Below are 22,605 nucleotides of genomic sequence, written 5' to 3' on the forward strand. Positions count from 1 at the left end.
GGTCATCGCCTGGCATGGTGCCCATCTACCGGTGTGGCAGCCGATCGCCCCGACGGGTCAGCGCTGCGGCCAGTCGCGCTCGGTCGCGCCCAGGTACAACTGCTGGGGGCGCCCGATCTTGGTCGTCGGGTCGGTGTTCATCTCGCGCCAGTGGGCGATCCAGCCGGGCAGGCGCCCGATCGCGAAGAGCACGGTGAACATGCGCGGCGGGAACCCCATCGCCTTGTAGATGACGCCCGTGTAGAAGTCGACGTTCGGGTAGAGCTTGCGCTCGACGAAGTAGTCGTCGGCCAGGGCGATGCCCTCGAGCTCCATCGCGATGTCGAGCAGGTCGTCCTTCACGCCGAGCGACTCGAGCACCTCGGTGGCGCTCTCTTTGACCAGCTTGGCGCGCGGGTCGTAGTTCTTGTAGACGCGGTGCCCGAAGCCCATCAGCTTGACGCCGGCCTCTTTGTTCTTGACCCGCTCGACGAAGCGTTCGACGCCCTGGCCGCTGTCGCGGATCTCGGCGAGCATCTTGAGGACGGCCTCATTGGCCCCGCCGTGCAGCGGCCCGTAGAGGGCGCTGATGCCGGCCGAGATCGACGAGAACATGTTGGCCTGCGTCGAGCCGACGAGACGCACGGTCGAGGTCGACGCGTTCTGTTCGTGGTCCTCGTGGAGGATGAGCAGGCGCTCGAGCGCCTTCGACAGGACGGGGTTCACCTCGTACGGCTCGGCCATCGTGCCGAAGTTCAGCTTAAGGAAGTTGTCGACGAAGCTGAGCGAGTTGTCAGGGTAGAGGAACGCCTGGCCGAGGCTCTTCTTGTGCGCGTAGGCCGCGATGACCGGCAGCTTGGCCAGCAGTCGCACGGTCTGCAGCTCGACCTGCTCGGGGTCGTGCACGCTCATGCTGTCTTCGTAGAACGTCGACAGGGCACCGACCGCGCTCGACAGCACCGACATGGGGTGGGCGTTGTGCGGCAGGGCGTCGAAGAAGCGACGCAGGTCTTCGTGCAGCAGCGTGTGCCGCCGGATGCGCGCGTCGAAGTCGGCGAGCTGGTCGGGGGTGGGCAGTTCGCCGTAGATCAACAGCCAGGCCGTCTCGAGGTAGGTCGAGTTCTCGGCGACTTGTTCGATCGGGTAGCCCCGGTAGCGCAGGATGCCCTGATCACCGTCGATGTAGGTGATCGTGCTTCGGGCATTGGAGGTGTTCACGAATCCCGTGTCGAGGGTCGTGTAACCGGTCTGCTTGGTGAACGTCGAGATGTCGATCGACGAGGCACCTTCGGTGCTCGCGACGATCGGGAACTCGGCTGTTCCCCCCGGGAACTGCAGCGTGGCCTTCTGGGCGTCGTTGGCAGTGTCAGTCACCCGGTCAGCCTAGCGGTCAGCTGCCGAGGCGCCCCACGGCGGCGTCGATGCGCTCGTCGGTCGTCGTGAGCGCCACGCGGACGTGACGATCGCCGGCCGGCCCGTAGAACGACCCAGGGGCGACGAGCACACCGCGCTCGGCCAGCCAGGAGACCGTGACCCAGGCGTCCTCGTCCCGCGTGGCCCAGAGGTAGAGCCCGGCCTCGCTGCGGTCGATGCGGAACCCTGCCCCTTCGAGAGCGGGAAGGAGGCGCGCCCGGCGGGCCGCGTACCGCGCCTTCTGCTCGACCACGTGGGCCTCGTCGGCCAGCGCGACCACCATGGCTTGTTGCACCGGGGCCGGCGGCATGAGGCCGGCGTGCTTGCGCACGGCGAGCAGCTGCCCGAGGACGTGGTCGCAGCCCGCGACGAAGCCCGCGCGGTACCCGGCGAGATTGGACTGCTTGCTGAGCGAGTACACCGAGACGACGCCACGGAGGTCGTCACCCACGACGCGGGGGTCGAGGATGCAGGGCGTGGGGTGATTGGCCCATTCGCCCGTCCAGCCGAGTTCGGCGTAGCACTCGTCGCCCGCGATCACGGCCCCGAGTTCGCGCGCACGGGCGACGGCGGCGCGCAGGGCCTCGACGCCGAGGACGGCTCCGTCGGGGTTGCCCGGGCTGTTCAGCCAGACCAGCTTCGTCGAGGCGGGCCACTCGGCCGGGTCGTCGGAGGCGAGGGCCGTCGCGCCGACGAGAGCCGCACCGAGCGCGTAGGTCGGGTAGGCGATGGTCGGGTAGACCACCGTGTCGCCCGCACCGATGCCGAGCCAGAGCGCCATGCCGGCGATGAGTTCTTTCGAGCCGATGGTCGGCAGCACGTGGGCGTCACCGAGGCCGGTCACTCCGCGGCGCCGCTCGTACCACTCGGCGATGGCCGACCGCAGGGCCGGGGTGCCGGCGACCTGCGGGTACGAGTGCGCGTCGGTCGCGATCGCGAGGGCCTCGCGGACGACGTCGGGGGTCGGGTCGACGGGCGAGCCGACGCTGAGGTCGACGATGCCACCGGGGTGACGCCGGGCGGTCGCCGCGTACGGCACCAGGGCGTCCCAGGGGAACTCGGGCAGGTCGAGCGCCACGGAGGCCGACCTAGGCGCCGGCGCCCTGAGGGGGCAGCGCCGAGATGACGGGGTGGTCCTTGGCGATGACGCCGACCTTGGCCGCGCCACCGGGCGAACCGATCTCGTCGAAGAACTCGACGTTGGCCTTGTAGTACTCGGCCCACTTGTCGGGCAGGTCGTCTTCGTAGTAGATGGCCTCGACGGGGCACACCGGCTCGCAGGCACCGCAGTCGACGCATTCGTCGGGGTGGATGTAGAGCGAGCGTTCGCCCTCGTAGATGCAGTCGACGGGGCACTCGTCGATGCAGGCACGGTCTTTGACATCGACACAGGGAAGTGCGATCACGTACGTCACGTCTGGGGGGTTCCCTTCGCGTCGGGCAGGGCGTCCAGCCTATCGTCTGCCGGCTGTGCCTCGACCGAGGAGGCGCGGGTCGAGTCGCCGGGCGACGTCGGGCCCCCGGCGACGGGGCCTCGCAACCGCGGCCACCCGAGCACGACGAGGCAGATGAGGAACACGCCGCCGAGCCAGACCAGGGCGGGCGTGTTGTCGGGCACGAGGATCGATCCGCCCGGACTCGCCTGCCACAGGACCACGAGTGCCCCGAGCAGTCCGACGGCGGCGGCGCCGGCCATGGCCCGCGAACCGAAGACCGAGCGGAGACCGGCGAGGAGCGTGAGGCTCATCAGCAGCGCGAGGACGAGCCCGGACCACACCGGCGAACCGGCGACGGTGATCGTCGACTGGTGCATCACGGTGCCGATGGTGCCGAACACGGCCCCGGCGGCGAGCGCCAGCACGAGCGCGGCGACGCGACCGCCCGTCGTCATCTGCGCCATCTCGGAGGCGCCCCGGTCGTCCGTCGGCTCGGGCACGAAGCGGAACGACTCACGGACCGTCACGGGCTCGACGGCCCCGTGGGGGAAGCGGATGCCGGCCCGGCCGCCCGGGAGGTCGACCACCTCGACCTGGCTGCGGTGGTCCCGCAGCGCCGCGAGCTTGCGGGGTGCGACGTGCCGTGCGTCCATCGTCAGCACGGTGTCGTCGGTGGCGAGGGCCTCGGCCTCGGCGCCCTCGGCCGACTCGGCGCCGGCCACGATCGCGAAGTACGGCACGCCGACGAGGCGCGCGGCGCGCACGGCGACCCGGTTGGCCCGGACGTGGTCGGGGTGGTGGTAGCCGCCGTCCTCGTCGTAGCTGATGACGGCGGTCGGGCGCACGGACTGCACGACGGCCGACAGGTCGCTGACGACCTCGCCGAACTCGGCGGCGCAGAAGGCGGCGGGGTGCAGGTCCGGCGTCGGCCCGGCCACGCCGTCGGACCGCCAGACCATGCCGCTGTCGCGGTAGGCCCGTTCGGGGAGGCCGGGCGTGCGGGCTCCGGGCGAACCGAGGAACCGATGGTCGTCGACGCCGAGGTCGTGCACGGCGGCGGCGATCTCGCCCTCGCGGTGGACGGCGAGGGCGGCCTGGTCGTCTCGCAGGGCGGCGAGGTCGTCGGGGATGACCTCGCCCAGTTCACCCCGGGTGCAGGTCACCACGGTGACGGCGGCACCGGCCTCGACCAGCGCGGCGATCGTGCCACCCGTGGTGATGGTCTCGTCGTCGGGGTGGGCGTGGACGAAGAGCACGCGCTCGAGCCGCGGGTCACCGGCGGTCAAGGGCGACGCGGGCGTCGGCGAGGCGGAGGAGTTCATCACTGGACAGGATATGCCGCGCCGCACTACTGTCGGTCTGGCTCAGGGTGCCCTTAGTGAGGTTAGCCTAACCATACCGGCCCGTTCGGTCCCGTCTCGGCACCGTTCGGCGCAGTGCACCGTGAGCCCACTCCCGCCCCTGCTCGACGACGAGCTCCACTCCCCTCCGAGAAAGCCGTCCCCGTGCTCGCCAACTACCTCATCGGACTCCGGGAGGGCCTCGAGGCCGCTCTCGTGGTCGGCATCCTCATCGCCTACGTGGTCAAGGTCGGCCGACGTGACGTCCTCCCCCGCCTCTGGCTGGGCGTCGGCGCCGCGGTCGCCCTCTCCCTCGGACTCGGCGCCGTGCTGACCTTCGGCACCTACGGGCTCACCTTCCAGGCCCAGGAGATCATCGGCGGCGGACTCTCGATCGTGGCCGTGGGCTTCGTCACCTGGATGGTCTTCTGGATGGCCCGGACCGCGCGTGGGCTGCGCGGCGAGCTCGAGTCGGGCCTCGACCGGGCGCTGGTCGGCGGTGCCGGGGCGATCGTCGCCCTGGCCTTCCTCTCGGTCGGGCGCGAGGGCATCGAGACCGCACTCTTCGTCTGGGCCACCGTGCAGTCGACCGGCGGCGGCGCGACACCCCTCGTGGGCGCCCTGCTCGGCATCCTCACGGCGGTCGCGATCCAGGTGGCGATCTACCGCGGTGTGGTCCGCCTCGACGTCGCCCGGTTCTTCCGGGTGACCGGCTACTTCCTCGTCGTCGTCGCGGCGGGCGTCCTCGCCTACGGGGTGGGCGACCTGCAGGAGGCGTCCGTGCTGCCGGGCCGCGCCTCCCTGGCCTTCGACGTGAGCGCGGCCGTGCCGCCGACCAGCTGGTACGGCACCCTGCTCCAAGGGCTCGTCAACTTCACGCCGACGCCCAGCTGGCTGCAGGTGATCGCCTGGCTCGCCTACCTGGCCGTCGTCGTCCCCTTCTTCGTGCGTGCGACCCGACGCCGGCGCCCCGGCGCCCCGAGCACGTCCGACCCGTCCACGACCCGCGGCACCTCCGCCGCCCCGACCACCCCGTCCCCCCGCACCGCAGGAGCATCCCGATGATCGCCAGCCCCCTCCGCCCCCTCGCCGTCGCCTCGGGCGTCGCCGCGCTCGCACTGGCCCTGACCGGGTGCGTCGCGAACTCCCCCGCCGGCTCCTCGTCGGCCACCGCGGTGACCGTCGACGGCTCCGACGACTCCTGCTCGCTGTCGACGACCTCGGTGCCGAGCGGCCCCGTGACGTTCACCATGACGAACTCCGGCAGCGACAACAGCGAGTTCGAACTGCTCGCCGAGGACGGCCTCCGCATCATCAGCGAGAAGGAGAACATCGGCCCCGGCACGTCGGGCTCGATGACGGTCTCGGTGCCGGCCGGCGAGTACTACACCGCCTGCGTCCCGGGGCTCGTCGGAGAAGGCGTGCGCGCCTCCTTCACGGTGACCGACTCGGGCACGGCCGTCGAGGCCACGGGCAGCGAGAAGCAGCAGATCGACGCCGCGGCGACGGCCTACGTCGGATACGTCAAGGACCAGACCGGGCAGCTCGTCACGGCCACCGACGAGTTCCTCGCCGCGTACACCGCCGGCGACGACGAGAAGGCACGGTCGCTCTACCCCTCTGCACGGGCACACTACGAACGCATCGAGCCCGTGGCCGAGTCCTTCGGCGACCTCGACCCGAAGATCGACTTCCGCGAGGCCGACGTCGAGCCCGGCACCGAGTGGACCGGCTGGCACCGCATCGAGAAGGACCTCTGGCAGCCCGCGGCGTCAGAGAACGGAGGCGCGGCGTACGTCCCCCTGACGGCCGACGAACGCACGCACTACGCCGACCTGCTGACGAGCGACACGAAGGACCTCTACGACGAGGTCACGGCGAGCGACTTCACGGTCGGCATCGACACGATCGCCAACGGTGCGGTCGGCCTGATGGACGAGGTGGCCACCGGCAAGATCACCGGCGAGGAGGAGATCTGGTCGCACACCGACCTCTACGATTTCCAGGGCAACCTCGAGGGTGCCCGGGTGGCGTTCGACGGCGTGCGCGCCGTCGTCGACCAGAAGGACCCCGAGCTGGCGACCTCGATCGACGCGCAGCTGACGACGGTCGAGACGCTGCTCGCCGGCTACGGCAGCCTCGACGCGGGTTACCCGTCGTACACCGACCTGACCGACGCCGACAAGAAGAAGTTGTCGGACGCCGTCAACGCCCTCAGCGAGCCGCTCAGCAAGCTGACCTCGGCACTGGTCGCCTGACGGTGACGGACGGAGGCGGCCTCTCGCGCCGCGGTCTGCTGGGGCTCGTCGGCACGGGCGTCGGGGCCGGCGTCCTGGGCCTCGGGGTCGGGATCGGCACCGACCGCGCCGTGCAGGCGCACGCCGGCGGGTCGTCCGGGGCCTCGGCGTCGTACCCGTTCTTCGGCGGCCACCAGTCGGGCATCGTGACGGCCGCCCAGGACCGCCTGCACTTCGCGTCGTTCGACGTCGCGGACGGCGTCACGCGCACCGAGCTCGTCGAACTGTTGAAGGACTGGAGCTACGCGGCCTCGCGCCTGACCGCCGGACTCGACGTGAGCCCCACCGGTGCCACGGGCGGCAGCCTCCTGGCTCCGCCGGACGACACGGGCGAGGCCACGGGCCTGCCCGCCGCCGGGCTCACGGTCACGATCGGCTTCGGGCCGACCCTGTTCACCACCGCCGACGGCACCGACCGCTTCGGGCTCGCCTCGAAGCGGCCTCCGGCCCTCGTCGACCTGCCGCACTTCTCGGGCGACCAGCTCGTCGCGGCCGCGAGCGGCGGCGACCTCTGCGTCCAGGCCTGCAGCGACGACCCGCAGGTCGCGGTGCACGCCATCCGCAACCTCTCGCGGATCGCCTTCGGCCGAGCCTCCTTGCGGTGGTCCCAGCTGGGCTTCGGTCGCACCTCGTCGACGACCCGGGGCCAGACGACGCCCCGCAACCTCTTCGGCTTCAAGGACGGGACGGCCAACGTCAAGGCCGAGGACGTCGCCGCGGTGGACGACGGCGTCTGGGCGACCGCGTCCGACGGTGCGGCGTGGATGGACGGCGGGTCGTACCTGGTCGCGCGCAAGATCCGCATGACGATCGAGACCTGGGACCACGCCTCCCTGTCCGAGCAGCAGACGGTCGTCGGCCGCGACAAGGGCGAAGGGGCCCCGCTCTCGGGCGGGACCGAGTTCACCGCCCCCGACTTCGCCGTCGCCGCCTCGACCGGTGGCGGGCCGGCCATCGCACCCGACTCGCACGTCGCGTTGGCACACCCCCGGAACAACGACGGGGCCACGCTGCTGCGCCGCGGGTACAACTTCGTCGACGGCAACGACGAACTCGGCCGCCTGAACGCCGGGCTGTTCTTCATCGCCTTCAACCGCGACCCGCGGCGGCAGTACGTGCCGATCCAGCAGGCGCTGTCGGGGAACGACCGGATGAACGAGTACGTCAAGCACGTCGGGTCGGCGATCTACGCCGTGCCGCCCGGGGCGTCACGCGACGGCTGGGTCGGCGAGACGCTCTTCGGCTGACGCGACTCCCGACGGATCGGGACCCGCCGGGACCGAGGCGCTCACCGCGGGTGGTCAGACGGACGTGACGACGTACGTGGCGATCGCCTGACCCTCGCTGTCGGTCGAGACGGTGAGCACGACGCGGTACGCGGAGCCGGTGAAGGTGCCGAAGCCGCTCTCGGCGTCGGTGTCGACCCCCGAGGCCGTGTAGCCGGCGGCCTCGAGCTGCTGCTGGGCGACGGCGAATTGGTCGGCCCCCGAGACGGTGATCTGGGCGACCCATCCGGTGCCGTCGGGACCTGCTCCCCCACCACGGGTCGTCCCCGGGACGAGCGGCACCTCGGCCGGGAAGCTCGCGGGCAGGGTGCCGTCGGTCGTGATGCCTGCACCGTTCAGCGCCTCGCCTGCCGCGTCCTCGACGGCCTTCTGCGCGGTGCCCTTGAGGTCTTCGATGCCGCTGTCGACCGCGCCGCCCACGATGTTGTCGACGGGCGAGCCCTCACCGCAGGCAGTGAGGCCGGCCACGAGGCCGGCAGCCAGCGCGAGCGTGGCGGCGGAGCGGGCGAGGGTCGTCTTCTGGATCAGCACTCCGCGAGGTTAACGGTGGCCGCTGGGGACCGGCGCAGAACGTGCCGACCATGCACGAAGGAGGCGGCCCGCGGTGATGCGGACCGCCTCCTCGGCGGATGGTGCTGTGGAGCGCTGCCGCTTACGCGTTCTGCTTCTTCAGGCGAGCGGTGCTGCGCTGGCGAGCCGACGCGTCGAGCTCGACCTTGCGGATGCGGATGGCGTCGGGGGTGACCTCGACGCACTCGTCGTCACCGGCGAACTCGAGGGCTTCCTCGAGGGACAGCACCTTGGAGGGCGTCATCGACTCGAAGTTGTCGGCCGTCGACTGACGCATGTTGGTCAGCTTCTTCTCTTTGGTGATGTTGACGTCCATGTCGTCGGCGCGCGAGTTCTCGCCCACGACCATGCCCTCGTAGACCTCTTCGGTCGGCTGCACGAAGAACGACATGCGCTCTTGCAGGTTGATGATCGCGAAGGGCGTGACGACGCCCGAGCGGTCGGCGATGATCGAGCCGTTGGTGCGGGTCGAGATCTCGCCGGCCCAGGGGCCGTAGCCGTGGCTGATGCCGTTGGCGATGCCGGTGCCGCGCGTGTCGGTGAGGAACTGCGTGCGGAAGCCGATCAGGCCGCGCGAGGGGACGATGAACTCCATGCGCACCCAGCCCGAGCCGTGGTTCGCCATGTTCTCCATGCGGCCCTTGCGGGCGGCCATGAGCTGCGTGACGGCACCGAGGTACTCGTCGGGCACGTCGATGGTCATGTGCTCGAACGGCTCTTGCAGCTTGCCGTTCTCGTCACGACGCGTGACGACCTGGGGCTTGCCGACGGTGAGCTCGAAGCCCTCGCGACGCATCTGCTCGACGAGGATGGCCAGCGCGAGCTCGCCGCGACCCTGGACCTCCCACGCGTCGGGGCGTCCGACGTCGAGGACCTTGAGCGAGACGTTGCCGACCAGTTCGCGGTCGAGGCGGTCCTTCACCATGCGGGCGGTCAGCTTGTGGCCCTTGACCTTGCCGATGATGGGCGAGGTGTTCGTGCCGATGGTCATCGAGATGGCCGGGTCGTCGACCGTGATGGTCGGCAGCGGGCGGACGTCGTCCGGGTCGGACAGCGTCTCGCCGATGGTGATGGTGTCGAAGCCGGCGACGGCGACGATGTCACCGGGGCCCGCGCTCTCGGCGGGGTAGCGGCTGAGGGCCTTCGTGATCAACAGCTCGGTGATGCGTGCGTTCTGGACCGAGCCGTCGGACTTGACCCAGGCGACCGTCTGGCCCTTCTGCAGGGTGCCGTGGAAGACGCGGAGGAGCGCGAGACGACCGAGGAACGGCGAGGCGTCGAGGTTCGTGACGTGCGCCTGCAGGGGGTGCTCGTCGTCGTAGCGCGGCGCCGGCACGTGGGTGAGGATCGCCTCGAAGAGGGGCTCGAGGTCGGGGTTGTCGGGCAGCGAGCCGTCGTCGGGCTTGTTCGTCGACGCGGCGCCGTTGCGACCCGAGGCGTAGACGACGGGCACGTTGAGGATGGCGTCGAGGTCGAGGTCGTCGACCTCTTCGCTCAGGTCGCTGGCGAGGCCGAGCAGGAGGTCCTGGCTCTCGGCGACGACCTCGTCGATGCGCGCGTCGGGACGGTCGGTCTTGTTGACCAGCAGGATGACGGGCAGCTTGGCCGCGAGGGCCTTACGGAGCACGAAGCGCGTCTGGGGCAGCGGGCCCTCGGACGCGTCGACGAGCAGCACGACGCCGTCGACCATCGACAGGCCGCGCTCGACCTCGCCGCCGAAGTCGGCGTGGCCGGGGGTGTCGATCACGTTGATGGTGATCGGGCCGTCGGTCGCGTGGGCACCGTTGTAGAGCACCGAGGTGTTCTTCGCGAGGATCGTGATGCCCTTCTCACGCTCGAGCTCGTTGCCGTCCATCATGCGGTCTTCGGTGTCGAAGTGCGCGTCGAACGAGTTGGTCTGCTTGAGCATGGCGTCGACGAGGGTCGTCTTGCCGTGGTCGACGTGGGCCACGATCGCCACGTTGCGCAGGTCGCTGCGGATGGCAGTCGCCATGGATGTATTCCTTACGAGAAGAGAGAGGGGGAAGTGGTCGGGTCAGAGCCCGGCGAAGACAGTCTACGGCACGTGGTAAAGGGACCCCTCCGCCGAGGGTTTCCCGAGGGCGAGGGGGACGCTTCCGGTCCCCCACATGACCTCTTGTCACCTTTTGGTGCCGGTGGGAGCGTGAAGTCCTGGGCCACTCGCCCACCGAACGGAGGACACCATGAAGAAGCGCATCGCATCCGTGTTGTTGGGTCTCGGCCTCGTCGCCGGCGCCGTCGCCGCCCCTGCTGCCGCACAAGCGGCGGTCGCCAGCACCTCACCCGGTTACTCGTCCCTGAACGCCTGCAACGCCGGGGCCAAGACGTACCGCCAGACCGGACTCACGATCACGTCGGCCTGCACGTACTACTCGGGGTCCAAGACCTGGAACTTCACCTACAGCGCCTGACGCCGACCGTCGTCCGCGACCACGAAGGGCCCCGCCGTCCGGCGGGGCCCTTCGTGGTCGCGGAACGACTCAGCGGCCGAACTCGAAGTTCGCGCCGGGGATCGCTTCGAGCAGTTCGCGCGTGTACTGCTGGGCCGGGTTCGCGAAGATGTCGTCGGTCGTGCCCGCCTCGACGACGCGACCCTTCTGCATGACGCTGACGTTGTCCGCGATGAGGCGGACGACGGCGAGGTCGTGCGTGATGAAGAGGTAGGTCAGCCCGAGTTCGGTCTGCAGGTCGGTGAGCAGGTCGAGGATCTGCCCCTGGACGAGGACGTCCAGGGCCGAGACCGCCTCGTCGAGGACGATGACGTCGGGCTTGAGCGCGAGCGCCCGAGCGACGGCGATGCGCTGGCGCTGACCACCGGAGAGCTCGTTCGGGTACCGGTTGACCGTCGACGCGGGCAGGGACACCTGATCGAGCAACTCGCGGACGCGGGCTTGACGACTGGACCGGTCGCCGATGCCGTGCGTGACGAGCGGTTCGGCGATCGTGTTGCCCACGCTGTACATGGGGTCGAGCGAACCGTAGGGGTCCTGGAAGACCGGCTGGACCCGACGACGGAAGTCGAAGAGGTCTCGGCCCTTCAGGGCTCCGACGCTCTGCCCGTCGACCGACACGGTGCCCGACGTGATCGACTCGAGCTGGAGGACGAGCTTGGCCACGGTCGACTTGCCCGAGCCGGACTCGCCCACGAGCGCCATGGTCGTGCCCCGCGGGATCGAGAACGACACGTCGTCGACGGCCCGCAGATCGGTGGTCTTGAACCCGCCCTGACGGATCTTGTAGACCTTGGACAGGTTCGTCACCGAGATGTACTCGGAGTCCTTCTTGCCGGCCTCCTCGCGCTGACGGGCGCGAGCGATGAGCTCGGCGTCGTCGGCGCCTTCGTCGGAGATCGCGAGCCCGTGGGAGTGCGTGGGCGCGATGCTCGACTGGATGCGCTGGCTGGCCAACGAAGGAGCGGCGGCGACGAGTCGCTGCGTGTAGGGGTGCTGAGGGTTGGCGAGGATCTCTTGGGAAGGCCCCGACTCGACGACGCGACCCTTGTACATGACGACGAGCTTCTCGGCTCGTTCGGCGGCGAGGCCGAGGTCGTGCGTGATGAAGAGCACCGAGGTGCCGTAGTCGCGGGTCAGGGTCTCGAGGTGGTCGAGGATGCGTCGCTGGACGGTCACGTCGAGGGCCGAGGTGGGCTCGTCCGCGATCAGGAGCTTGGGCCGCGACGACAGGCCGATCCCGATCAGCACACGCTGGCGCATGCCGCCCGAGAACTGGTGCGGGAACTGCTTGAGGCGGTCGCCCGCGTCGTTGAGTCCGGCCTCTTTCAGGACGTCGACGGCTCGCTGGCGCACGGCCTGCTTGCCCGTCGCGACGCCGTTCGCCCGGATGGCCTCCTCGACCTGGAAGCCGATGCTCCACACGGGGTTGAGGTTCGACATGGGGTCCTGCGGCACGTAGCCGATGTCGCGACCGCGGATGGCCTGCATCTCGGACGCGCTGACCTTCGTGAGGTCCTTGCCCTCGAAGAGGATCTGGCCACCCGTGACTTCACCCGTGCCGGGCAGCAGGTCGATGATCGACGTGGCGGTCGTCGACTTGCCCGAGCCGGACTCGCCCACGATCGCGAGGCTCTCGCCCTGGCGGATCGTCAGGTCGACCCCGCGCACGGCGTCGACGTACCCGGCCTGCGTCTTGAAGCCGATCTTCAGGCCCTTGATCTCGAGCAGGGGCGTCGACGACGACGCGGTGCCGGCCGTCTCGGGTCGGGTTGAGGTGTCGGTCATCGACGTGCCCTCGCCTTCGGGTCGAGGGCGTCGCGCACGACGTCGCCCATGAGGAGGAACGACAGCACCGTCACGGACAGCGCCGCCGCGGGCCAGAACAGGGGCATCGGCGCGACACGGAGCGAGTTGCGGGCCGCGTTGATGTCGTTGCCCCATGACATGGTGCTCGGCGGCAGCCCGATGCCGAGGAACGACAGCGTCGCCTCGGCCACGATGAACGTTCCGAGCGAGACGGTCGCCACGACGATGACCGGGGTGATGGCGTTCGGCACGACGTGCCGGACCAGGATGCGGAAGCGGGACACCCCGAGCGCGGCCGAGGCCGTCACGTAGTCGGCGGCCCGGGCGCTGAGGACCGAACCGCGCATGACACGCGCGATCTGGGGCCAGGCGAACACCGACAGCACGAGAGCAACGGTGAGCGGCGTCCGAGTCGGCAGGATCGACATCAGCACGATGGCACCGAGGACGGTGGGGATCGCGAAGAAGATGTCGCCGATGCGCGAGACGACCGCGTCGAGCCATCCGCCGTAGAAGCCGGCCAGCGAGCCGATCACGATGCCGACGACGGTGACGATGATCGTCGCGATCAGACCGACGGTCAGCGAGGCACGGGTGCCCCAGACGATGCGGGCGAACACGTCGGTGCCCTGGAACGTGAAACCGAGCAGATGGCCGGCCGACGGACCCTCGTTGCTCCGGGGCAGGTCGGCGGCGGTCGGCGAGACGCTGGTGAACAGCCCGGGGAAGAGCGCCACCACGATGACGACGACGATGAGGAACGCCGCGATCCAGAACGTCGGGCGACGCTTCATGGCGTCCCACGCGTCGTTCCAGCTGCTGCGGGGTTTCTCGGACTCGTCGATCGCGTCGACGGCCTTGACGGGCGTCTCGTCGAGATCGGCGACGAAGTGGTCGGCGGACAACGCCGACGAGTCGTTACTTGGCATAGCGGATCCTCGGGTCGAGAAGGGCGTACAGCAGGTCGACGAGGAGGTTGGCGATCATGAAGATGATCACCATCACGGCGACGAACGAGACGACGGTGGGGCCCTCGCCGAGCGTGATCGCTCGGTAGACGGTGCCGCCGACGCCCTGGATGTTGAAGATTCCCTCGGTGACGATGGCACCGACCATCAGCGAACCGATGTCGACACCGAGATAGGTGACGACGGGGACGAGCGAGTTGCGCAGGATGTGCACGGTGACGACGCGGCCACGGGTGAGCCCCTTGGCCGAGGCGGTGCGCACGAAGTCGGCGCTCGAGTTCTCGGACACGGAGGCGCGGGTCAGCCGCACGATGTACGCGAACGACACCGAGGCGAGCACGATGGCCGGCAGGACCAGTTCGTCCCACGGCGCCTGAGAGCTGACCGTCGTGCGGAACAGGCCGAGCTGGATGCCGAAGACGTACTGCAGCAGGAAGCCGATGACGAACGTCGGCACCGAGATCAGCAACAGGCTGACGACGAGGGCGCTCGTGTCGAAGAGCTTGCCCTTGCGGAGGCCCGCGATCAGACCGACGACGATGCCGGCGACGGCCTCGAAGAGCAGGGCGAGCATCGCGAGTCGGAACGTGATGGGGAACGCCCGGATCAGCTCGTCGACCACGGGACGACCGGAGAAGGTCGTGCCGAGGTCGCCGGTGAAGAGGCCGCCGATGTACAGCAGGTACTGCACGATGAACGGCTGGTCGAGGTTGTACTCGGCGCGGATGGCCTCGATGACGGCCGGCGACGGGGTCTTGTCACCGAACAGCGCCGCCACGGGGTCACCGGGCAGCGCGAAGACCATGAAGTAGATGAGGAACGTCGCCCCGAAGAAGACGGGGATCAGTTGGAGGAGCCGGCGTCCGGTGTACCAGAGCATCAGGCTTCCTCAGACGTCTGCGCGTGCATCGTTATCGCAATCGTGTGGAGGGAGGGGTGGGTGGGCCCGCCGAAGGGGCCCGGACAGTGCGAACACTGCCCGGACCCCCTCGAGCGTCGGTCGAGCGCGTGAGCGACGACCTTACTTGGTTACTTGGTGATGTTCTCGTAGATCGGCACGGAGTCCCAGCCGTACTCGACGTTGCTCACCGTGTCGGCCCAGACGCCGTTGACGTTCGCATACCACAGCGGGATGATCGGCAGGTCCTTGAGCAGGACCTCCTGAGCCTTCTGGTACGAAGCGTTCGCATCGTCGACGTCGCTCGCCGCGCTGCCCTCGGCGAGCAGGTCGTCGAACTCGGGGTTCGAGTACTTGCCGTCGTTCGAGCTGCCGCTCGTGGCCATCGTCGGGTACAGGAAGTTGTACAGCGACGGGTAGTCGGCCTGCCAGCCCGAACGGAAGGCGCCGGTCATGGCACCACCCGAGGCGTCGGTGCGGAACTCGGCGAAGGTCGGGTAGGGCTTGCCCTCGGCCTTGATGCCCAGCGTCTTCGAGATGTTCGCGGTGACCGCGTCCACCCACTCCTGGTGTCCACCGTCGGAGTTGTAGCCGATGGTGAACGTGGTGTCGCCGTAGGGCGAGATCGCGTCGGCCTGGTCCCAGAGGTCCTTGGCCTTGTCGGCGTCGAACGAGAGGACGCTCTCGCCCTCGAGCTCGTCGGTGTAACCGGGGATGACGGGCGAGGTGAAGTCCTTGGCCGGCGTCCGCGTGCCCTGGAAGATGACCTTCGTGACGTCGTCGCGGTTGATGGACATCGAGATGGCCTGACGACGCAGGTTGCCCTCTTCGTCGTCGCCGAAGTGCGCGAGGTACTGCGGGATCGTCATGCCCTGGAAGACCGCGGCGGGCTGGTTGACGTTCGTGTCGGGGAAGTCGCTCTGGTACGTCTGGAACGCCGCCGGGCCGATCTGGTCGAGCACGTCGAGGTTGCCACCCTGCACGTCGGCGTAGGCCGAGTCGAGCGAGGTGTAGAAGTTGATGTCGAGCCCGCCGTTCTTCGGCTTGCGGTTGCCGTCGTAGTCGGGGTTCGTCTTGAGCTTGATGCCCTGGTTGTGCGTCCAGGCGCCTTCACCGTCGAGCATGTACGGACCGTTGCCGACCGGGTTCTCACCGAACGCGGCGGGGTCGGCGTAGAACGATTCCGGCAGCGGCGAGTAGGCCGAGTAGCCGAGGCGCAGGGGGAAGTCGGCCTCGGGGGTGTTGAGCGTGACCGTGAACTCGGTCGGGCTCTCGACGGTGAGGTCGAGGTCGCTCTGCGCGGTGTCGCTGTAGCCCTTGAAGTTCTCGAAGAACGAGCTGCCGGACGAGTTCGCGACGTTGTCGAAGCTGGCCGCCCAGTTCCAGGCCTTCGTGAACGACTCGCTCGTGACGTCGGTGCCGTCGGTGAACTTCCAGCCGTCCTTGAGGGTGACGGTCCACACGGTGGCGTCGTCGCTCTCGATGCTCTCGGCGACCTCGTTCTTGGTGGTGCCGTCGGCGTTGTAGCTGACCAGACCGGCGAAGATCGAGGTGACGATGCGGCCACCGCCGGTCTCGGTGGTGTTCGACGGGACGAGCGGGTTCTCGGGCTCGGTGCCGTTCGTCTTGATGATCGCGGAAGCGTCACCGGACGACGAGTTGTCGTCCCCGCTGCCGCTGGCGCAACCGGTGAGGACGAGTGCTGCCGTCCCCACGACGGCGACGGCCGACAGGCCCATGCGCGTCTTCTTCAATGTTCCTCCTGATGCGGGAAAGGACGCAGCACTGTGCCCAGGGGCCGTGCCGCGTTGGATGGTGTGAGCCTAGGCATCCCGTTCGGGCATCACCAAACCCCGACGACAACGGTTACACGACGGAAACCAACTCGCCGGATCGTTGCGTCGGCATGCAGTTCGTTGCGCGTGAGGCCTGAAGTTCGCATGAATCGGCTGCGAGAAATCCGCCACCTGGCAGGTATTGTTCTCCGCCACGGCAGGAGGCGCGGGTCGGCCCACCCACGCCGGTCCCGTACGATCGCCCCCGTGAGCCGCCCCCACGACCCCACCCCCGCCGCGACACCACCCGATGACCTCGCACCGCGCCCGGCACGGATGACCCGAGCGCGCCTCCGGGTCGAGATCGCGATCGTCCTCGGTCTCTCGCTCGGCGCGTCGGCCGTGTACTCGGTGCTCTCGATCGTGAACCGGCTCACCCAGCAGACCGCGCTGTCGCAGCAGACCGCCACGCTGAACTCGCCGCTCAGCAGTCGCGAGTTCTTCGACCTCGCCTACCAGGTGCTCGGCGTGGCGGTCGACCTCGTGCCGGTGCTGCTCGTGGCCTTCCTGCTGTGGCGCGAGGAGCGGCCACACCTGGGTCGGCTCGGCGTCGACTTCTCGCGCGCCGGCCGGGACACCCTCGGTGGCGTCGGCCTGGCCCTCGCGATCGGCATCCCGGGCATCGGCCTCTACCTCGCGGGCAAAGCCCTCGACCTCACCGTCACGGTGGTGCCGACGAACCTCGGCGAGCACTGGTGGACCGTCCCCGTGCTGCTGCTCTCGGCCCTGCGGGCCGGGGTGACGGAAGAGGTGATCGTCGTCGCGTACCTGTTCGCGCGCCTCCGCGACCTCGGCTGGCGGACCTGGTCGATCATCGTGACGGCGGCCCTGCTGCGGGGCAGCTACCACCTCTACCAGGGGTTCGGCGCGTTCGTGGGCAACGTCGTCATGGGCGTCGCGTTCGGCTGGCTCTACGTGCGCTTCGGCCGGGTGCTGCCGCTCGTCGTCGCGCACGTCCTGATGGACGCGGCCGTCTTCGTGGGCTACCCGTGGGCCGCCACGACCTTCCCGGCGCTCTTCGGCCTCCCGTCCTGACGCCCCGGGTGGGCCGAACCGGACCGCCACGGCCGGAACCGGGTCTTGACACCCGTCCGGGGGGCGAGTCTGATGGACGCACGGGTCACGGCGATCCGAGCTAGCCACACAGCGTGAGCTGTCCCCCGGGCGTCGATCGGGACGGTCGCCGCTACGTGAACGCCCTCCGCGACACTCGGCGGCCGACGTCCGAGGGACCCAGAGGAAACCGTCACCGCCCGACGGGATCGGGCGGTGACGGTTTCCCGTCCGTGGAGCGGGCCGTGGCCTAGGCGAACGCCTCGGCCGGCGGGCAGTTGCAGAACAGGTTGCGGTCACCGTAGGCCTGGTCGATCCGGCGCACCGGCGGCCAGTACTTGCCGCGCACGAGCGAGCGGACCGGGTACACGGCCTCTTCGCGACCGTACTCGGCGGTCCACTCGCCGACCACGACCGACTCGGCCGTGTGCGGCGCCCCGCGCAACGGGCTCGACTCGGCGGTGTACCGACCGGAGGCCACCTCGTCGGCCTCGCCCTTGATCGCGATCATGGCATCGACGAAGCGGTCGATCTCGGCCAGGTCCTCGCTCTCGGTCGGCTCGACCATGAGGGTGCCCGCGACGGGGAACGACATGGTCGGGGCGTGGAAGCCGTAGTCGATGAGGCGTTTGGCCACGTCGTCGACGGTGACCCCGGTCGCGTCGCGCAACGGTCGCAGGTCGAGGATGCACTCGTGCGCCACGAGGCCGTTCTCGCCCGCGTACAGCACCGGGAAGTGCTCACGCAGGCGGGCGGCGACGTAGTTGGCCGCCAGGACGGCCGCCCCGGTCGCCCGGGTGAGGCCCTCGGTGCCCATCATGCGCACGTACGCCCAGCTGATCGGCAGGATGCTCGGCGACCCGTACGGAGCGCTCGAGACCGGCACGCCGGCGTGGGCGAGGCGGTCGCCGTCGGCCGCGGGGGCGGCCCCGGTGCGGCGGTCGGCCTGCTGGGCCATCGGGTGGCCGGGCAGGAAGGGTGCGAGGTGGGCCTTGGCCGCGACCGGCCCCACGCCCGGACCGCCGCCACCGTGCGGGATGCAGAAGGTCTTGTGCAGGTTGAGGTGCGAGACGTCCCCGCCGAAGTCGCCGAAGCGCGCGACCCCGAGCAGGGCGTTGAGGTTCGCCCCGTCCACGTAGACCTGCCCGCCCGCCGCGTGGACCGCGTCGGTGAGGGCGACGATGTCGTGCTCGTACACGCCGTGCGTCGACGGATAGGTGATCATGAGAGCCGCGAGCTGGGCCGCGTGCTGCTCGACCTTGGCCCGCAGGTCGTCGAGGTCGACGTTGCCGCCCTCGTCGCAGGCGACCACGACGACGCGCATGCCCGCGAGCACCGCGCTGGCCGCGTTGGTGCCGTGCGCGCTCTGCGGGATCAGGCAGACCGTGCGCTCGACGTCGCCGTTCGACAGGTGGTAGCCGCGGATCGCGAGCAGACCGGCCAGCTCGCCCTGGCTGCCGGCGTTGGGCTGCAGCGAGACGGTGTCGTAGCCCGTGACCTCGGCCAGCCACCCTTCGAGCTGGCCTATCAGGTCGAGGTAACCCGCCACGTCGTCCGCCGGGGCGAACGGGTGCACGCCGGCGAACTCGGGCCAGGTGACCGCGGCCATCTCGGTCGCCGCGTTGAGCTTCATCGTGCAGCTGCCGAGCGGGATCATGCCGCGGTCGAGCGCGTAGTCCTTGTCGGCGAGGTGCTTGAGGTAGCGCATCATGCTGGTCTCGCTGCGGTGGGTGCGGAAGACCGGGTGCGTGAGGTAGTCGCTCGTCCGCAGCAGCGCCTCCTGCAGGCCCGAGGGCGCGGCGCCGTCGAGCAGGTCGACGCCGAGCACCTCGGCGACGGCCCGGACGTCGTCGGCCGTCGTGGTCTCGTCGAACGAGAGACGGACGCAGTCGTCGTCGACGGCGTGCAGCAGGTAGCCCCGATCGTGGGCCGCGGCGACGATCTCGGCCGCCCGACCCGGGACGAAGACCTGGAGGGTGTCGAAGAACGAGTCCCGCTCGAGCTCGAGCTCGCTCGCCCCGATCGCGGCCGCCAGGTCGGAGGCGTGGCCGTGCACGCGCGTCGCGATGTGCCGCAGCCCCCAGGGGCCGTGGTAGACCGCGTACATCGACGCCATCACGGCGAGCAGCACCTGCGCGGTGCAGATGTTCGACGTGGCCTTCTCGCGGCGGATGTGCTGCTCGCGGGTCTGCAGGCTGAGGCGGTAGGCGGGCTGGCCGACGGCGTCCTGCGAGACCCCGACCAGGCGACCGGGCAGCTGACGCTCGAGCCCGGTGCGGACGGCCATGTAGCCCGCGTGCGGGCCGCCGAAGCCCATCGGCACGCCGAACCGCTGGCTCGTGCCGACGGCGACGTCCGCCCCGAACTCGCCGGGTGCCTCGATCAGCGTGAGCGCGAGCAGGTCGGCGGCGACGACGGCCAGGCCGCCCTGGGCGTGGACCGCCTCGACGACGGCGCGAGGGCTCCAGACGGACCCGGACGCCGCGGGGTACTGCACGAAGAGGCCGAACGACTCGGGCAACTCGGCGGGGTCGAGCACCGAGAGGTCGAGCTCGACGAGTTCGATCCCGACGGCCTCGGCGCGGCCGGCGAGCAGGGCCTTGGTCTGCGGGAAGGTGTCGCTGTCGACGACGAAGACGTCGGTCTTCGCCTTCGACGCCCGGCGGGCCAGCAGCATGCCCTCGACGACGGCCGTGCCCTCGTCGAGCATCGACGCGTTGGCGGTCGTGAGCCCGGTCAGCTCGGCCACCATCGTCTGGAAGTTGATGAGGGCCTCGAGTCGACCCTGCGAGATCTCGGGCTGGTACGGCGTGTACGCGGTGTACCAGCTGGGGTTCTCGAGCACGTTGCGCTGGATGACGGCCGGGGTGACGGTGTCGTAGTACCCGAGACCGAGGAGGCTGCGCGAGACGCGGTTGCGCCCCGCCAGGGCGCGCAGCTCGGCGAGCGCCTCTTCTTCGCCGATCGGCTCGGGCAGCACGCTGCCCTCGACGGCCGCGGCGTGGATCGCGTCGGGCACGGCGGCCGCGACGAGCGACTCGACGCTGTCGTGCCCCACGGCGGCGAGCATCGTCGCCTGGTCACCCGGCGTGGTGCCGACGTGGCGGTCGACGAAGCCGGTGGCGACCTGGTCGGACCAGCCGCCGAAGACGGACCCGCCCGTCTGCCCGGCGCTCATTCGGCGGTCAGCGCGACGTACTCGTCGCGCGAGAGCAGGCCCTGGCCGTCGGTCGACGACAAGGTGATCTTGATGAGCCAGCCCTCGCCGAACGGGTCACTGTTGACGAGATCGGGGCTGTCGACGACGGCCTGGTTGGCCTCGAGCACGGTGCCGAGCGCGGGGGCGAAGAGCTCTCCGACCGACTTCGTCGACTCGATCTCGCCGACGACCGTGCCGGTCTCGACCTCGGTGCCCTCGGCGGGAAGGTCGACGTAGACGACGTCGCCCAGCTTGTCGGCCGCGTAGTCGGTGATGCCCACGGTGGCGGTGTCGCCGTCGATCAGGAGCCACTCGTGCTCGGCGGTGTACTTCAGTGCGGTGAGATCGGTCATGGCCGGTCCTTTCGAGGGAGGGGGTGCCTAGGAGCGCTTGTAGAAGGGCAGCGGGACGACGGTGGCGGCGACGGCGGTGCCGCGGACGTCGACGGCCAGTGCGGGACCGCGGTCGACGACGTCGGGGTCGACGTAGGCCATGGCCACCGGGTGGCCGAGGGTGGGCGACAGCGCGCCGCTCGTGACCTCGCCGACGACGGTGCCGTCGTCGGTGACGACCGGGTAGCCCGCCCGCGCCGCCCGACGCCCGGTGAGCGTCAGTCCGACGAGGACGCGAGCGCCGGCGGCGGGCTCGACGCCCGAGCGCCCGACGAACTCCTTCGAGGTGTCGACGACCCGGCCGAGCCCCGCCTGGTCGGGGCGGACGTCGAGGCCGAGCTCGTGGCCGTAGAGCGGCATGCCGGCCTCGAGGCGGAGCGTGTCGCGGCTGGCCAGCCCCGCGGGGACGAGCCCCCGGGGTCCGCCGGCCTCGGCGATCGCGGCCCACAGCGACGGGGCGGTCTCGGGGTCGACGTAGAGCTCGAAGCCGTCCTCGCCGGTGTACCCGGTGCGCGCGATCAGCACGGGGGCGTCGTCGAAGGTGGCCTGCAGCACGCGGTAGTACCGCAGCGTCGACAGCGGGGCGTCGGGCTGGAGGCGGTCGGCCGTGACGAGTTCGTCGAGCACGCCCTCGCTCTCGGGCCCCTGGACCGCGATCAGCGCGGTGTCGTCGCTCTCGTCGTCGACCGTGACGTCGAATCCGGAGGCGCGGGTCGCGAGGGCCGCGAACGCCGCCTCGCGGTTTCCCGCGTTGGCCACCACGAGGTAGTCGTGCTCGTCGAGGCGGTAGACGACGAGGTCGTCGACGATCCCGCCCTCGGCCGCCAGCAGGAGCGAGTACTTCGCCCGCCCGACGGCGATGGTCGAGAGGGTGCCGGCCAGGGCGTGGTCGAGGAAGGCGCCGGCGTCCGGCCCGACGACGGCGATCTCGGCCATGTGCGAGAGGTCGAAGAGCCCGGCGGCGGTGCGGACCGCGTGGTGCTCGGCGAGGTCGGAGTCGTACCGGACCGGCATCTGCCACCCCGCGAAGTCGGTGAAGACGGCACCGGCGGCGACGTGCACCTCGTGCAGCGGACTGAAGCGCTCGTCGGGTTCGTCGGAACCGCTCAGGTCGGGGGCGTCGCCGGGCCCCGTGGCGATGCCCTCGGTGCCGTCGTCGGAGAGGACGACGTCGCCGTCGAGCACGGCGGACGCCTCGGCACCATGGAGGTCGTCGTCGTCGGGCCCGGGGGCGGCGGGAAGGTTCGAGGCTGCGTCGGACATCGGTGCTCCTGAGAGGGACGGACCGGCCGCCAGGTGTCTCGGCCGGGAACGGTGCCGTGCGGATGGCGCACGACGGGGCAGCCCTGCCCGGCGGTCCGCCGGTCGGGGCTCCCCCTCTGTCATGGGCCTGAGAGCTTCACCGGCCGGGGCCGGTTTTCACCGTGGGCGAGGACCGGCGAGGGGTCTGTCGACCGCCTCGCGCCTCCTGCTTTTCAGAGTGGCCAGTCCGTCGCGGTACGCGTACCTGAGAGATTGGCGGGGAGCTTGCTCCTTCGGTGCCCGGTCGGCGCAGTCTCTGCGCACCGGAGCTCTCCCGCGACGTGTTCGTGGCCCGATGTTCGGTTGTGGCGTCAGCCTAGCGTCGTCGTGTGACGCGCAGGTTTCGGGTGTGCACGC

General features: G+C 70.1%; 18 protein-coding genes and 2 riboswitches. Of the genes, 5 read left to right on the forward strand and 13 right to left on the reverse strand.

The genetic code is table 11. From position 1 onward, the window contains the following. Positions 1-57 precede the first annotated feature (57 nt). The 4 genes from SZ60_RS09615 to SZ60_RS09630 are packed head-to-tail and all read right to left on the reverse strand — an operon-like array spanning position 58 to position 4,150. A complete protein-coding gene (locus tag SZ60_RS09615; protein WP_082060022.1) occupies positions 58-1,353 on the reverse strand; it encodes a citrate synthase in 1,296 nt (431 codons plus the stop codon). Positions 1,354-1,369: 16 nt separating this feature from the next. Further along, entirely contained in the window at positions 1,370-2,470 is a 1,101-nt protein-coding gene (dapC, locus tag SZ60_RS09620; RefSeq protein WP_043595460.1) for a succinyldiaminopimelate transaminase, read from the reverse strand. Between the two features lie 10 nt (positions 2,471-2,480). Beyond that, positions 2,481-2,807 (reverse strand): ferredoxin, encoded by a 327-nt coding sequence (gene fdxA / locus SZ60_RS09625; RefSeq protein WP_043595461.1) that lies wholly within the window; start codon positions 2,805-2,807, stop codon positions 2,481-2,483. Continuing rightward, positions 2,804-4,150 (reverse strand): PIG-L family deacetylase, encoded by a 1,347-nt coding sequence (locus SZ60_RS09630; protein WP_052505288.1) that lies wholly within the window; start codon positions 4,148-4,150, stop codon positions 2,804-2,806. The genes fdxA and SZ60_RS09630 overlap by 4 nt, the downstream gene beginning before the upstream one ends. Positions 4,151-4,333: 183 nt before the next feature. On the opposite strand from SZ60_RS09630, the gene efeU reads away from it, so the two are divergent. The 3 genes from efeU to efeB are packed head-to-tail and all read left to right on the forward strand — an operon-like array spanning position 4,334 to position 7,712. Further along, positions 4,334-5,233 carry an iron uptake transporter permease EfeU gene (gene efeU, locus SZ60_RS09635; RefSeq protein WP_043595463.1) on the forward strand — a complete coding sequence of 300 codons (900 nt, stop codon included), beginning with the start codon at positions 4,334-4,336 and terminating at the stop codon, positions 5,231-5,233. Continuing rightward, the gene (efeO, locus tag SZ60_RS09640; protein ID WP_043595464.1) at positions 5,230-6,426 is read left to right on the forward strand and encodes an iron uptake system protein EfeO; all 1,197 of its coding nucleotides are present in this window, start codon (positions 5,230-5,232) and stop codon (positions 6,424-6,426) included. The genes efeU and efeO overlap by 4 nt, the downstream gene beginning before the upstream one ends. Continuing rightward, positions 6,423-7,712 (forward strand): iron uptake transporter deferrochelatase/peroxidase subunit, encoded by a 1,290-nt coding sequence (efeB, locus tag SZ60_RS09645; RefSeq protein WP_043595529.1) that lies wholly within the window; start codon positions 6,423-6,425, stop codon positions 7,710-7,712. Before efeO ends, efeB begins: the two co-directional genes overlap by 4 nt. Positions 7,713-7,766: 54 nt before the next feature. On the opposite strand, the gene SZ60_RS09650 is transcribed toward efeB, so the two are convergent. Beyond that, on the reverse strand, positions 7,767-8,282 hold the full coding sequence (locus SZ60_RS09650; protein WP_137848249.1) for a hypothetical protein: 516 nt from the start codon (positions 8,280-8,282) through the stop codon (positions 7,767-7,769). Positions 8,283-8,403: 121 nt separating this feature from the next. Next, complete coding sequence (typA, locus tag SZ60_RS09655; protein WP_043595466.1) at positions 8,404-10,314, reverse strand: translational GTPase TypA; 1,911 nt, start codon at positions 10,312-10,314, stop codon at positions 8,404-8,406. A 211-nt stretch (positions 10,315-10,525) separates the two neighbouring features. Between typA and SZ60_RS09660 the strand changes: the two genes are divergently transcribed. Beyond that, positions 10,526-10,753, forward strand: coding sequence for a hypothetical protein (locus SZ60_RS09660; protein ID WP_043595467.1), 228 nt, complete (start codon positions 10,526-10,528; stop codon positions 10,751-10,753). A gap of 69 nt (positions 10,754-10,822) precedes the next feature. Here the strand turns inward: SZ60_RS09660 and SZ60_RS09665 are convergent, their stop codons facing one another. The 4 genes from SZ60_RS09665 to SZ60_RS09680 form a co-directional block, all read right to left on the reverse strand. Then, positions 10,823-12,580: an ABC transporter ATP-binding protein gene (locus SZ60_RS09665; RefSeq protein WP_043595469.1), complete on the reverse strand. Its 1,758-nt coding sequence runs from the start codon at positions 12,578-12,580 to the stop codon at positions 10,823-10,825. Further along, the gene (locus SZ60_RS09670) at positions 12,577-13,530 is read right to left on the reverse strand and encodes an ABC transporter permease (RefSeq protein WP_043595470.1); all 954 of its coding nucleotides are present in this window, start codon (positions 13,528-13,530) and stop codon (positions 12,577-12,579) included. The genes SZ60_RS09665 and SZ60_RS09670 overlap by 4 nt, the downstream gene beginning before the upstream one ends. Further along, positions 13,520-14,449: an ABC transporter permease gene (locus SZ60_RS09675; protein WP_043595472.1), complete on the reverse strand. Its 930-nt coding sequence runs from the start codon at positions 14,447-14,449 to the stop codon at positions 13,520-13,522. Before SZ60_RS09675 ends, SZ60_RS09670 begins: the two co-directional genes overlap by 11 nt. A gap of 149 nt (positions 14,450-14,598) precedes the next feature. Further along, the gene (locus SZ60_RS09680) at positions 14,599-16,221 is read right to left on the reverse strand and encodes an ABC transporter substrate-binding protein (RefSeq protein WP_043595473.1); all 1,623 of its coding nucleotides are present in this window, start codon (positions 16,219-16,221) and stop codon (positions 14,599-14,601) included. Between the two features lie 357 nt (positions 16,222-16,578). Here SZ60_RS09680 and SZ60_RS09685 point away from each other — a divergent pair, with 357 nt between their 5' ends. Continuing rightward, positions 16,579-17,337: a CPBP family intramembrane glutamic endopeptidase gene (locus tag SZ60_RS09685; protein WP_043595475.1), complete on the forward strand. Its 759-nt coding sequence runs from the start codon at positions 16,579-16,581 to the stop codon at positions 17,335-17,337. A gap of 268 nt (positions 17,338-17,605) precedes the next feature. Here the strand turns inward: SZ60_RS09685 and gcvP are convergent, their stop codons facing one another. Genes gcvP through gcvT form a run of 3 tightly spaced genes read right to left on the reverse strand, consistent with a single transcriptional unit; the run spans position 17,606 to position 22,056 of the window. Beyond that, positions 17,606-20,533 carry an aminomethyl-transferring glycine dehydrogenase gene (gene gcvP, locus SZ60_RS09690; protein ID WP_082452631.1) on the reverse strand — a complete coding sequence of 976 codons (2,928 nt, stop codon included), beginning with the start codon at positions 20,531-20,533 and terminating at the stop codon, positions 17,606-17,608. After that, the gene (gene gcvH, locus SZ60_RS09695) at positions 20,530-20,907 is read right to left on the reverse strand and encodes a glycine cleavage system protein GcvH (RefSeq protein WP_043595477.1); all 378 of its coding nucleotides are present in this window, start codon (positions 20,905-20,907) and stop codon (positions 20,530-20,532) included. The genes gcvP and gcvH overlap by 4 nt, the downstream gene beginning before the upstream one ends. 27 nt (positions 20,908-20,934) lie before the next feature. Beyond that, a complete protein-coding gene (gene gcvT, locus SZ60_RS09700) occupies positions 20,935-22,056 on the reverse strand; it encodes a glycine cleavage system aminomethyltransferase GcvT (protein ID WP_043595533.1) in 1,122 nt (373 codons plus the stop codon). A gap of 262 nt (positions 22,057-22,318) precedes the next feature. Continuing rightward, a riboswitch (glycine riboswitch) is annotated at positions 22,319-22,430 on the reverse strand. Position 22,431: 1 nt separating this feature from the next. After that, positions 22,432-22,535: riboswitch (glycine riboswitch) on the reverse strand. Positions 22,536-22,605 lie beyond the last annotated feature (70 nt).

Source organism: Frigoribacterium sp. MEB024 (assembly GCF_000878135.1).
Lineage (GTDB): Bacteria > Actinomycetota > Actinomycetes > Actinomycetales > Microbacteriaceae > Frigoribacterium.